The organism is Steroidobacter cummioxidans (assembly GCF_003104955.1).
Map to the genome: position 1 here is coordinate 21978 of NZ_LSRW01000045.1, position 14759 is coordinate 36736.

At 61.4% G+C, this 14759-nt stretch carries 1 protein-coding gene; it reads left to right on the forward strand.

Annotated features, from left to right (window positions below; translation table 11 throughout):
- Nucleotides 1–16: 16 nt before the first annotated feature.
- The gene (locus D0550_RS20935; RefSeq protein WP_161965956.1) at nt 17–14758 is read left to right on the forward strand and encodes an SDR family NAD(P)-dependent oxidoreductase; all 14742 of its coding nucleotides are present in this window, start codon (nt 17–19) and stop codon (nt 14756–14758) included.
- Nucleotide 14759: the final 1 nt, after the last annotated feature.

Here is a 14759-nt window from a genome sequence, read left to right on the forward strand (position 1 = left end):
GCGAATGGAAACGCTGATGAAACAGCAGTTACAGCAAATCTATCGGGATCTGTCCGCGGGCAAGCTGTCGAAGACAGCGGCCCTGGAGATCATCGAGACGCTCAAGCGGCAACAGCAGAGCCGCAGCGCAGGCGTTGTGCTGGCGACTCCCGAGTGGCGCGTGAATGCAGCAGCATCCAGTGAGCGGACTGCGGGTCAATACACCGAGCAGCATGTGCTGGTGTGCGAGCTGCCCGGTGTCGACTCCGCCAAGCTGCAGACCCTGGTTGCTGGCAGTCGCTGCCAATCGCTGGGCACGGCGGCACGCTCGAATATCGCGGAGAGCTACAGCGATCACGCCGTGGCTTGTTTCGACACAGTACAGAACATCCTGCGCTCCAAGCCGCAAGAAAGAGTGCTCGTACACGTTGTCTTGCCGGACGTTCCCGAGCAAGGCGTGCTGATGGGATTGTCCGCGTTGCTCAAGACCGCCACGCTGGAGAATCCCAGTTTGGTAGGGCAATGCATCGTCGTGCCGGCCGATACCACTACCGCGGAGTTGGCGAAGACGCTTCGACAGGAAGCTGCTGCCGCGAGCGGGGCAGTTGTTAGATATAGAAGCGGCGTCCCGCAGGTTCAAATCTGGGGCGCGCTACCAGCTACAGGCAGCGAGGCGCCCATTGCATTCAAAGACCAAGGCATCTACCTGATCACGGGCGGCCGCGGCGGTGTGGGCCAGATCCTGACTCGCGAGATTCTGCGGCAGACCACCCGAACCAAGATCGTCCTGGCAGGCCGTTCGGCGTCCGACGCCGTCAAGACGATGCTGACAGCCGATCCAAGTCGCGTCGAATATCGTTGCGTCGATGTGTGCGACCTGCGGCAGGTGGAACAACTCATCTCGGCGATCGTCGACGAGCACGGCCAGCTCAATGGCATCATCCATAGTGCCGGTGTGACCGCTGACAACTTCATTCTGAAGAAGACCCAGACGGAATTCCGCGAAGTCCTGGCACCCAAGGTCACCGGGGCCTTCAACCTCGATGCGGCGAGCCGCGATGTCGACCTGGACTTTCTGGTGCTGTTCTCATCCATCGCCGCTGTGATGGGCAACGCCGGGCAGGCCGACTATGCGGCGGCCAACGGCTTCATGGATCAATTCGCCGCCCAGCGCAATCGCGGGGTTGCGGCGGGCGAGCGGCGTGGCCGAACGCTGTCCATCAATTGGCCGTTCTGGTCCGAGGGCGGCATGGCGCTCGATCAGCGAACGCTGCAGACGTTGCGAGACTCGAGCGGCATTCAGCCGATGCAAACCGCCACCGGTCTTCAGGCGCTGTATCAGTGTCTGCAGTCACCTCACGATCAGATGCTCGTGATGGAAGGCGAGGTGGCGCAGTTGCATCGCGTGCTGGCTACCCAGACGTTACAGGTACAGGCCGCCGCGATCGAGTCAACGCCGATCGAACCGATTGCCAGAGATTCCGGTGACCTGCTGGAGCAGACTCGCGACTATTTGCGAAAGCAGTTCTCGACGCTGTTGAAGCTGCCGGCCAACAACATCGATCCGCGGGCGGGACTGGAGCGGTATGGCATCGATTCCATCCTGGCCGTCAGCCTGATCAACACGCTGGAACGAACGTTCGGCGCGCTGTCCAAAACGCTGCTGTTCGAGTATCAGAACATTCAAGCACTCGCGGAGTACTTCGTTCGCTCGCATACCGCGAAGTTGGAGACGTTGTTCGCTGCGAAGAGCGCCTCGCCGCAGCGTCCCCTCCAGCCGCCGGCCATGACTCAAGCCGCGCAAGTATCGACCACGCCGAGCGCGCCTCGAAGCTCCGCCACCTCGCATCGTCGCACCGACAGTTCGACGCAGAGTGCCGAGCCGATCGCAATCGTCGGCTTGAGCGGTCGCTATCCCGAAGCGCCGGATCTGGACACCTATTGGCATAACCTTCGCGAAGGCAAGGACTGCATCACCGAGGTTCCCAAGGGACGTTGGGACTGGCGCGACTATTTCAGTGAAGACCGCACCCAGACTGGCCGTCACTTCAGCAAGTGGGGTGGGTTCATTGCGGGCGTCGACGAGTTCGATCCGCTGTTCTTCAATATCTCGCCGAAAGAGGCCAAGGGCATCGACCCGCAGGAGCGCCTGTTCCTGCAGCATGCGTGGCTGGCGATCGAAGATGCGGGTTACACGCGTGCCAGCCTGCCCAACGATCGCGTGGGCGTGTATGCCGGCGCGATGCATAGCGAGTATCAGCTGTTTGGCGCCGAGGCCAGCGTGCACGGTCAGCGCATGGCGGTCTCGAGCAGTTTTGCGAGTATTGCCAATCGCGTCTCGTACTTCCTGAATCTGCACGGTCCCAGCATGACGCTGGATACCATGTGCTCCTCGTCGCTCACCGCCATTCATCTCGCCTGTCAGGATCTGCGTCAGGGCCGAACCAGTCTGGCCATCGCCGGCGGCGTGAATGTGAGCATTCATCCGAATAAGTATCTGTTGCTGAGTGCCGGCCAGTTCATTTCCAGCGACGGACATTGCCAGAGCTTTGGCGAGGGCGGCGACGGCTATATTCCCGGCGAGGGCGTTGGTGTGGTCATTCTGAAGCGGCTGTCGGAAGCCGAGCGGGACGGCAACATCATCTATGGCGTCATTCGCGGGTCCGCGCTGAATCACGGTGGCAAGACCAACGGCTACACCGTGCCGAACCCGCAGGCGCAGACCGATGTGATTCGTCAGGCGCTGGCGGACGCCGATCTGGACCCTCGTCATATCAGCTATATCGAAGCGCACGGCACCGGCACGAAACTCGGCGATCCAATCGAGATCACGGCGCTGAGTCATGCGTTCCGTGGCGAGCGGCAGGCCGACGAAGTAGAGGCGGGCTCGTGTTTGATTGGCTCGGCGAAATCCAACATCGGCCATTGCGAGTCGGCGGCCGGCATCGCCGGCCTGACCAAGGTGCTGCTGCAAATGAAGCACCAGCTCATCGCGCCGTCGCTGCATTCCAGCAAGCTCAATCCGCATATCGATTTCGATCGCACGCCATTCGTGGTGAACCAGTCTCTGCGGAAGTGGGCGTGCCCGGAAGTGGATGGAAGGCGCGTGCCGCGCATCGCGGGTATTTCGTCGTTCGGCGCTGGTGGCTCGAACGCGCACGTCATCGTAGAGGAGTATCGAGCTACAGCTGCCGGCAGCCGCATCGAGCCTGCGCAAGTGGTCGTCGCTTTGTCGGCGAAGACGGCTGTGCAGCTGGAGCAGAAGGCGAGGGAGCTGTTGACCTTCATTGAGCGGCAAGTAGAGGCGCTCGATCTGACCTCGCTGGCCTATACGCTGCAGATCGGTCGTGAAGCGTTGGACGAGCGCTTGGGATTGGTGGCGAGCTCCATCGAGCAGCTGACGGAACAGTTGCGGCAGTTTGTCGCAGGCGACGTCGTCGTCGATGGTATGTATCGGGGCCAGACAGGACGCAGCAGCACGCCATTGTCGCTGTTCAGCACCGACGCGGATTTCCGCAAGGTCGTCGAGCAATGGATGGCGGACGGCAAGCTGTCGAAGCTGGCCGAGTCCTGGGTGAACGGGGTAGAGCTGAGCTGGAGCAAGTTCTACGAAGGTCGCGAGACACCGCGGCTCATGAGCTTGCCGGGATACCCGTTCGCTAAAGAGCGCTACTGGCTCGCGCTGCCGGCCCCCACGAAGGCCGCGCCGACGGCGGCGCTGCTGCATCCTTTGGTTCACAAGAACACGTCGACTCTTCTGCAACAGAGCTACACATCCACGTTCGATGGAACCGAGTCGTTCGTTGAGCGGAATGAGCTATCTGAGTGGATCACGCTGGAGATGATGCGAGCGGCCGTGGGGTTTGCAGCGTCAGGTCGGTCGCCGACGGACGCTCTGGAACTGCGTGACATCGCATGGGGCCGGCCGATCGCCGTGGCACCCGATCGAACCGTCCAAGTCGCCTTGCAGGCGAGGGACGATCACAGCGTCGATGTCGAGATCGTCAGTGGCGAGAGCATCGTTCATTGTCAGAGCCTGGCTGTTTACACCACTCAGCAGACACTGGCAGGGATCGACATCGCACAACTCAAGTCGGCGCTGCGTGCGCGGTCGCAGTCGCTGCCGCCGAGTGTTGTGAGCAGTTATGAAGGCGAGGGGCAGTTGATGGCGGCGATCCGCCTGGATGCTTTGAGTGCCCACGAGAAGGGGCATTACGCGCTGCGCCCGGAATTGCTGAACGTCGTGTCGGCGTTGCTAGCGGACTTCGCTGGTCAGAAGATTTCGCTGATCTCGATGGAGTCTGTGCGCTTGCTCGTTGAGTGTCCCGATAATCCAGTGATCTGGATTCGACGCGGCGCGCCGACGGGCGTCGACATTGATTTGTGCAACGAGCACGGCGATGTGTGCGTGCAGATGTGCGGTGTGCAATATGAAGCGTCTGACGATGCGGGTATCGAGGCGTCAGCGCCTGCAGGGCTGTCCACGCCGCGAGAGATCCCGCTCGGGATCGAAACTGCTCCGGCGTCCGCAGGCAGCGACTTAGTCGACGCTCCGGCCGCAAGCAAAGCGAGGAAGGTCACGCTTGCGGCAACGGACGAACTGCAGGTGAGCGAGCCTGCCGGCAGGGCGGTCGTAACGCTTGTCGATCCGGGGGCGTCTAGCTCTGCACCAGCAACTGGTCAGTCAAGCCCTTCCGTGAAGCTGTTCGACCTTGGCAGCGGCGTGTTTGCCATCGAGCTCGCGTCCGATGCACGGCCCGCGGCGGCTATCGTTGAGTCACTGTTGAATGCACTGCGCGTCGCCCGGCAGGAAGCCTCCCTGAAGGTATTGCTGATCAAAGGAACCGGCCAGTGCTGGTCGGGCGACAGAACGGCGTGCAATCAAGCAGTCGAGCGCCGTTTACTCAGCGCGGTGGCGTCATTCCCATTCCCAGTGATCGCATCCGTGCGGGGCGATGCTGGCGGCAGCGGCTTCTTGTTGGCCAGCGTCTGTGACTTGATGGTTGCCAGTCAGGAGGCCCATTACGAGTACACGAGCCCGCGCCTCGCGCTATTCCCGACCGACAACGAAGATCGGTTCTTCCGCGAGCGGTTCGGCGAGGTGCTGGCTGATGAACTCTTGTATCGCAGCGGCCCGTGGACAGGCGAACAACTGCTGCAGAAGGGCTGGACCGGTGCCATCGTGCCGGCTGCACAGGCGGACGCCAGGGCGATGGAGTTGGCCACCGACCTCGCGCAGAAGTCACACACTGCGCTCCGTGTACTGAAAGAGCATCTGGCACGCGAGCTGTTGCCCCTTATTGACGCGCTGACGGTGGTGGATCCGACAGAGCAAGCCGAACTCGACACTCGAACTTGCACCAGCATCGTGTCGCCGGTCGCGCATCTGTCGCTCGAGGATTCGACTGAGAGTGTTGCCGTCGTGAAGGTCGGCGCGTCCGCCAGCGACACCAAACAATTGATCGCCGACCTGACGGCGCTGTTCGAGCAAATCGAGCGATGCTCCGGCTATCGCGCGATCGTACTGACAAGCGCTCACCCCGGCTTTCTGGCATCGGGCGAGTCGCTCGACGCGGGCACCGTGTTGGAGCTGCGTCGATTGGTACAAGGCCGCAAGGTGCCGGTCATCACGGCATTCAACGAAAATGCTGAGGGCGCTGCCTGGTTGTTGGGATTGTGGAGCGACGCTTGCGTGTACCGAGCCCAGGGCCGCTACTGCGCGAACGATCTTTGGTCTGACTCGGAGTTGGCTCGCGAAGCTGCGGCGGTGTTCGTAACCCGGTTGGGCGCGTCGGTCGGTCAAGAGGCTTGTTTGACAGGCCGTGGCTACTCGGGAGCTGACCTGCAGGCTCGAACAGCCGCGGTGACGGTCGCCGAAGCATCGACAGTTATTCCGCAAGCATTGAGCTTGGCGAAGTTCTGGACGCAATGGCCGCGTGGGACTGTCGAGGCTTGGAAGACGGCGCGATTCCGCCGCACAGAGCAGGCGCTCGATGCTTTGCCTGTCTGGCAAGCGACGGAATCCAATGTCTCCCGCGCCGCTGCGCCGAAGGCGCCACACTCCGACGCCGTGACTGTGACCGTCGACGCCGATGGCGTCGCTGTGATCTCCATGCACGATCGCCACGCGAAGAACCTGTTCTCCGCAACGCTGCTGAGCGCTCTGAAGCAGGCGTTCGAGTACGTCGAGCAGTCGCCGGCTTGCAAAGCAGTCGTACTGACCGGCTATGACACTTACTTCGCAGCCGGCGGTACCAAGGAGACATTGCTTTCGATTCAGCAGGGCAAGGCGCAGTTCACCGACGAGCGCATCTTCGAGATCGCGCTGAATTGTCCGCTGCCCGTGATCGCCGCTATGCAGGGGCACGCCATCGGCGCAGGCTGGTCCTTGGGAATGTTTGCGGATCTGGTCGTACTTGGCGAGGAGAGTCGCTTTCACAGCCCCTACATGGGCTACGGCTTCACGCCGGGAGCGGGCGCGACGTTGGTCTTCCCTCGAAAGATTGGCCATGACCTCGCGCGCGAGACTCTGCTGACGGCGCGAGAGGTTGCAGGCCATGAGTTGCGTGACCGAGGACTGCATGTCTCGGTTGCGCCCCGACGGGACGTCTTGTCGAGTGCAATCGAGTTGGCCCGAACCATCGCTCAGCATCCGCGTGAGCAACTGACGGCCTTGAAGCGCCAGTGGACCCACGCTCTGCGCCAGGTACGAGAGGATGTCTACCGGCGCGAAGTGCAGATGCATGAGCAAACCTTCGTGGGTAAGGCCGACACCCTTGAGCATATCCAGACGAAATTCTCGAGCTCGCTGTCGTTGCCGGCCGCCGCTACATCGGATCGGCCTGTCGCGAGTGAGGGGACGAATCTTCGCGACGTGATTGCGGTCCTCAAGGACTTGCTGGCGCATGAGCTGCACATGCCGGCCGATGGCATCGACGAAGGCGTGCAGTTCACCGACCTGGGATTGGATTCGATCACTGGCGTGACCTGGATACGCAAGATCAACGATCGCTACGGCACGAGCATCGAGGCGACCAAGGTCTACAGTTATCCGACGCTGGCGGAGCTGAGCCGCTTCGTGGTGCAGGAAACGACGAAAGTGGCGCCAGCCACGGCGCCGACTCGGTCGGTCCCAGTCGAGCCTGTAAAGGTCAGGCCCGGTGCATCGAAGAGCGCGCGACGGGAACTCGTGTCGCGATTGACTCAAGCGCCGGCGCGTCGACAGGCGATCGTCCCTACCAAGGGCAATCTCATTCCCCAGCGCATTGCCGTGATTGGCATGGCAGGCCAGTTCCCCAAGGCCAACGACCTCGACGAGTTCTGGGCAAACATTGCCGCGGGTCGCGATTGCATCAGTGAAGTCCCGAACAAACGCTGGCCTCTGGATGAGTACTACCAGCCCGGCGAAGCGGCGGCAGGGAAGACGTACAGCAAGTGGCTCGGCGCGTTGACGGACTATGACGCATTCGATCCGCTGTTCTTCAACATCTCGCCCACCGAAGCGGAATGCATGGACCCGCAGCAGCGAGTGTTCCTGCAAGCTTGCTGGCATGGCATCGAGAACGCGGGGTATGACTCGCAATCTCTGTCCGGCAGTCGTTGTGGCGTGTTCGTTGGCTGCGCAGCCGGCGACTATCATCAGTTACCTCGCCGGACTCCGTTGGGCGCACAGGATTTCACTGGCGCGGCGACTTCGATTCTGGCGGCCCGCATCGCTTACTTCCTGAATCTGCGCGGGCCTTGTATCTCCATTGACACGGCATGCTCGTCATCGCTGGTCGCAATTGCCGAGGCGTGCGACAGCTTGAGCTCGGGGTCGAGCGATATGGCGTTGGCCGGCGGTGTCTACGTGATGTCGGGCCCTTCCATGCACGTCATGACGTCGCAAGCCGGCATGCTTTCCAGCGATGGCCGCTGTTTCACGTTCGATCAGCGCGCCAATGGCTTCGTCATTGGCGAAGGTGTTGGCGTCGTCGTGCTGAAGCGTCTGGACGACGCCGAGCGCGATGGCGACTGCATTCTGGGCGTCATCGAAGGTTGGGGCGTGAATCAGGACGGCAAGACCAATGGCATCACGGCGCCGAATGAGGACAGTCAGGCGCGTCTGCTGCAATCCGTCTACGAGAAGTTCCAGATCGATCCGGCCGGCATTCAGCTGATCGAGGCGCACGGCACCGGCACCAAGCTCGGCGATCCGATCGAGGTCGCCGGATTGAAAGCGGCATTCAAGCCATTCACGGATCGACAGGATTACTGCGCCCTCGGCTCGGTGAAGAGCAACATCGGACATTGCTTGACCGCCGCCGGAGTCGCAGGGGTGGCGAAGCTTCTGCTTGCCATGAAGCATCGCAAGTTGCCGCCCGCTGCGAACTACTCGCAATGTAACGAGCACATCGATCTCGCGGGCAGTCCGTTCTATGTCAATGACAGCCTGGCGGACTGGGACGTTGCAGATCAGGGTAAACGTCGCGCCGCGGTCAGCTCGTTCGGCTTCAGCGGCACCAATGCTCATATCGTGATTGCGGAGCATGTGCGGGCGTTGCCGCTCGATGCGTCCGTTTGGCCACAGCACGAAAAGTTCATCGTGCCGCTGTCTGCCAGGAATGAAACCCAGCTGCAACAGAAGGCCGACGATCTACTGGTGTTCATCCGCAAGCGATCGGAAACGCTGCGCCTCGCCGATGTGGCTTACACGCTGCAAGTAGCACGTGATTCGATGGCTGATCGCGTGGTGTTCCTGGTCAGCTCACTCGACGAGTTGATCGCCAACCTGGAAGCGTATGTGGCGGGCGAATCCGACACCGCGAGCACATTCCGAGGGCAGGCAAGGCAGAACAAGGAAGAGATGAGACTCTTCAACCAGGACGATGATGTGCGCACGACCATGGTCGGCAAGTGGCTGCGAGAGCGACAACTAGCAAAGCTCGCGCAGTGGTGGGCGAAGGGCCTGACGCTGGATTGGAAGCTGCTGTACGGCGAGGCAAAGCCGCGACGCGTCGAGCTGCCCGGATATCCGTTCGCCAAGGACCGCTTCTGGATTGATGGCGCCACAGTCGCGGACTCACCGCTCGACAGTGACGCGATCCATCCGCTGGTGCACAGGAATGCGTCGCTGCTCAGCCAGCAGCGATACCAATCGATTTTCAATGGCACGGAATCCTTCCTCGATCCCGCGGCGAAGACCTTCCCGGCATTGTCATTGGTGGAAATGGCGCGTGCAGCGATTGTACATGCGACTTCGGATCATGGCGCTCCGGAAGCAATCTGTTTGAGCGAGATTGAGTGGGATCAACCGCTGCTCGTGGCGGATCCAACCGAAGTCACAGTCAATCTGGAGGCGGATGACGACGGGATCGAGTTCGAGATCCAGACCGAAGTGGTGCATGCGCGTGGTCGCGCCCAACTGATCGGGAAGATCGATGCGGAGCGGCTCGATGTTGCCGCAGTCGTGAGCCAGATGGCGCGTGAAGAGCTGCAGGCTGACGAACTCCGCTCGTTGAAAGAGGTTTTCCGTGGCAGCGATTGTCTGCGGGCACGGATCGCTCTCACGCCGGACGCTAGCGCCCAAGGCTACGTGCTCCATCCAAGTTTGATGGCAGCCGCATGGCATGCCTGCACGACATTCATTGGCGCAGACGCGGGTACGCGGTTGATCTCGGTGGACTCGTTCACCATCGCTTCGCATTGTCCGGAGCAGGTGTTCGCCCTGGTCCGATACGCAGCGGATGACGACCGGGCCCTCGATGTCGACCTGTACGACGAGGCTGGAAACTCCTGCGCATGGATGAGAGGCGTGCGATGGACTGCGCCGGGCACTAATGCAGAAGTCGAAACGGCTGCCGGATCCGCGTGGGACGGCGTCAGCTATCTATATCGCTGGGAAGAGTGCCGGGCCGTCGTTCCTAGCCTGGCGACAGCGCACCAGACCGTCCTGATCGTCTGCTGGGATGATTCTTACGGATTTGAAGAGACGATTCGCGACTACTACCGGCACGATCAGCAGGCAGACGTCGTGCTGCTTCGGTTGGCTGATACAACGGCGCAGTTGGCCCACAACGAATGGCGCTGCGGAGTGCGGGACGCGCGAGCGTTCGAGACGGCGTTGCAGGGCGTCCGCAAGATCGATGCGCTGTATTTCCTGGCGTCGAGCTCGCAGGCGAAGTACACCTCGGTGGAGGAAGCGGCGGAAGGACAGCTGCTGCGACTGGTGAAATCCCTGAAGCAGGGTCAGAAGGTTGGCGAGAAGGTCGACACCTACATCCTCACGGTCGACAACCATTCACTGACGGGCGAGCTCAATCAGTGGTCCGGCGCGGGCGCGGCGGGGCTAGGATATTCGCTGGCCCAGGGCAACTATCAGTTCCGAGTGCGCAATCTGGATCTGTCGACCGAGGACCTGCGCGATCCAGGCAGTGCCAAGCAGTTGCTCACGCTGATCAATCGCGAACCGTCCTCCGATCGGGGCGAAGTATTCAAGATCCAGTCAGGCCAGCGGTACCGCGGGACGTTCCTGAAGTTGAGTTGGGGGCAGGCAGCGCCAGCCGCCATCAAACAGAACGGTGTCTATCTCATTGTCGGCGGCAGCGGCATCGTCGGTCGCATCATCACACGGAATCTCATACAGAAGTATGGAGCCACCGTGGTGTGGTTGGGCCGCAGCGATGGGGACTCACCGAAGGTTCGCGGGGCGCTGCAATCGTTCGCGGAGTTCGGCAACAAGCTGCACTACCTGCAAGCGGACGTGCTGAGCCTGGACTCGATGCGCAAGGCTGTCGCCACGATCAAAGTTCGGTACAAGGCGATCAACGGTGCGATCTTCTCGGGCATGGTGTTTGGCATCGACAACACCATCGATCAGATTTCGGCAGCCCAGTTCGAGTCGGTCGTCGGGATCAAGACGCAGGGCAGCCGGGTGTTCTACGCGGCGTTGCACGACGAGCCGCTGGACTTCATGGTCTATTTCTCGTCCGGGCAAGCTTATTCCTTCTCCGGTGCGTTGACCGTCGCAGCGTACGCCGCCGGCATCAGCGCGGCTGATGGCTTCACGCGCTCCATTCAAGGCACAACGAAAGTTCCCGTCGGCACCATCAACTGGGGCGCGTGGCGAGCATTCGTCAAGGAGCGAATGGAGCTCCATCACGACGTGCGCGCGAAGAACGTTGGCTCGCTCAGCGATGACGAAGGATTTGCCTGCTTCGAGCACTTCGTCGCCGCCCTTCAGCAGGGCAGGATTCAGCAGGTCCTGTGCATGAGAGTGTCGGAGGAAGTGCAGCCGCTGATCAACCGCAACTCGGAGGAACTCGTCACGTTGGCGGCTGACGTGCCCGTTGCGCCGTCCAAGATGGATCTCGAGATCCAATTCCCCAGCGAGCGCATAGCTGCGTTGATACAAGCTCAGGAGCGCAGCGATCTGGACGATTGGTTCAGCCAGTTGCTGATCTATCAGCTGAATCGCCTGGTCGAGGCGTGCGATCACAGTCTGCCGACGCGTGCGCCAGCCACTGTGCGCGAGCTGCTCGGGCGCTGCCGAATTCTTGACAAGTACATTCCATGGGTCAACGAGAGCCTGCGAATGCTGGCCGAGCGCGGCTGCATCGAGTTGCGCGACGACACGATCGTCCGTTGGGATCCGAAGAATGCGAAGGCCAGGTGGCACGAGTGGCAGACACGACGGTTCACGTACACCGAGGATGCATACGCCAAGGCGCTCACTGCGCTGGTGACCGACTGCCTGCTCAATCTGCCGGACATCTTGAAAGGCAACGTCGCGGCGACCGACATCATCTTCCCGAACTCATCCACGGAGAAGGTGGCGGCGCTGTACAAAGAAAACGCGATTGCGGACACGTACAACGACATCGTGGCCGACGCCGTGTTGGCCTGTTTGCAGCAGCGTCTGCAAGTCGATCCGAGCACTCGCTTGCGTATCCTGGAAATTGGCGCGGGCACCGGTGGAACGTCGGCGACTGTATTTGCCAAGCTGCAGCCGTTCCAGCGCGCCGTCGAGGAGTATTGCTACACAGACCTGTCCAAGGCGTTCTTCCTGCACGCCGAGGAAAACTATCTCCCGAGCAATCCCTATATCGTATGCAGACGATTGGACATCGAGCAGCCCATCGGTGCGCAGGGCGTGGATCTCGGTAGTTACGATGTCGTGATTGCAACGAACGTCTTGCACGCAACGCGAGACATTCGGCAGACCTTGCGCAATGCCAAGGCTGCGTTGCGTAGCAATGGCGTCCTGCTGCTCAATGAGATCAGCGACAAGGCATTGCCGGCGCATCTGACGGTTGCACTGCTGGATGGGTGGTGGCTGTTCCAGGATCCGGAGCTGCGTATTCCCGGCTGCCCGGGCCTGTACCCGCAAAGCTGGCAACGTGTGCTCGAGGAAGAGGGCTTCTGCTCGGTGCAATTCCCGGCGGAACATGCTCACGTGCTCGGCAACCAGATCATCGTCGCGCGTAGCAACGGGATCATTCGCCAAAGAACCGAGCACGTCGTGCCGGCGCCGGTTGTAGCCAAAGCGCCGGTCGCCGTTCAGCGGCGAGCCCCCGTGCAATTGCCGGTGCGCCTAGCCGTTGCGGATCGTGCGCCCGTCGTGTCCAGCAGTGCGCATGTGCGTGATGCCATTCTCGATTGCCTGTCCAGGACCTTGAAGGTTCCAGCGGCGAGCATCGGCGCCGAGATCGCGTTCTCCGACTACGGCATCGATTCCATCCTTGGCGTCAACTTCGTCAAGCAGGTGAACGACAGTCTGCGCATCTCGTTGAACACGGCGATCATCTTCGAGTATCCGTCGCTGGAGCGGTTGAGCACCCACATCCTCGCGGCGTTCGGGACTCAGATCGAAGCGCAGCTGAGTGCGTTGCCCGTGCCCAGCACGACGCCGATCGCCGCACCAGTGCAGCAGCGATCAGCAGTTCCTGTGAGCACCAAGCGTCGCGCCAAACGAAGCGAGAGCGCGGCACCTGCAAGCAACACCGATATCGCCGTCATCGGCATGTCGGGCCGCTTTCCGAAAGCGGAGAACGTGCGTGAGTTCTGGAACAACCTGGTGAGCGGCGTTGATGGCGTCACGGAGCTGTCAGCGGAGTATCTGGATCCGGCGAACTACAGCGCCAGGAAGCAGAAGGGCAAGACCCGATGTAAGTGGGGTGGCGTGCTCGCCGAGCGAGATTGCTTCGATCCGCTGTTCTTCAATATCTCGCCGCATGAAGCGGAGTCCATGAATCCGCATCAGCGGCTGGTGATGCAAGAGAGCTGGAATGCGCTCGAAGACGCGGGCTACAACCCGAAATCGCTGGCGAGCTCGCAGACCGGAGTGTTCGTCGGCTCGGAGCCGACGGGCTATCAGGGCCACACCTTCACCGGCTTGTCGGAAGCGATCATCGCCTCGCGGCTCTCCTATGTACTGAACTTCAATGGTCCGGCGTTCGTCGTCAACACGGGCTGCTCTTCCTCCGGCGTCGCAATCCATCTGGCCTGTGAGAGTCTGCGGAATCGCGAGTCGGACGTTGCGCTCGCTGGCGGTGTACATGCGTGCATGAACCAGACGACGCAAATCCGGTTGGACGAAATCGAGATGGTGTCGCCCAGCGGTCGTTGCTTCACCTTCGACGCGGCGGGCGATGGCACGATCATCTCCGAAGGCGTCGGCATGGTCGTACTGAAACGTCTGGACGATGCCATTGCCGCAGGCGATCACATCTACGGAGTTATCAAGGGCTCAGGCATCAATCAGGACGGCGCGAGCAACGGCATCACCGCGCCTAACGGCGCCGCGCAGGAGCAGTTGATCCGCAGCGTTTACGACAAGTTCAAGATCGATCCGGAGCGGATCAGCTACGTCGAAGCACACGGCACGGGCACCAAGCTCGGCGATCCGGTGGAGACGAACGCGCTGGTCAGGGCGTTCAAGAGCTACACCGGCAAGCAAGATTACTGTGCGGTGGGTAGCGCGAAATCTCATGTTGGGCATACCGCTGCCGCAGCGGGTGTCACCGGACTGATCAAGGTTCTGTTGTCGATGCAGCACCGGCAGCTGCCGAAGCTGCTCAACTTCAGGACCCTCAATCCGCTCATCGAGTTCGAGCAATCGCCGTTCTATGTCGTCACCGAGCGCTCGCCCTGGCAGCCGGCGGGTGAGGTTCGGATGGCCGCCATCAACTCCTTCGGCCACAGCGGCACGAACGTTCACATGGTGGTCGAGGAGTATCTACCGGCGACTCGCCAGGAGGCCAAGCATGCAAACCGCGCCGTCGTCGTGCCGTTATCGGCCAAGACGCCTGAACAGTTGCAACAAAAGGGTCGCGACCTGCTGGAGTTCATCGAGTCCAGCGTCGCAACCATCGATCTCGCGTCCATGGCCTGGACACTGCAAACAGGGCGCGAGGCGATGGTGGAGCGCGTCGGGTTCGTGGTCCGCTCGGTCGATCAACTGACCGACCAGCTCCGCGCGTGGCTGGTGGGCGCAAGTGATACTCGCGGCATCGGCGCGGACAACCTGGAAACGCAGCTGGAATCGTGGCTGCAGGGATCAGCGGTGGATTGGCAATTGCTCTGGGGCGATGTGAAGCCCAAGCGCATGAGCTTGCCTGGTTATCCGTTCGCCAAGGAAAGGTATTGGGCCGGTATCTCCGGCACGACGCCAGTCGACCTCGAGACCTTCGACACTGCGGCGGAGCTGCCGTCGCATGACATCGAGGACATCATCGACCGCCTCGATGACGACACGATCGATGTCAACGCCGCCGTGCAGCTGTTGAAGACGATCGTCTGAA

What these genes read in the sequence shown, in the direction of transcription:
- D0550_RS20935 (WP_161965956.1), top strand. Translation starts at nt 17, where the DNA reads ATGAAACAGCAGTTACAGCAAATCTATCGGGATCTGTCCGCGGGCAAG.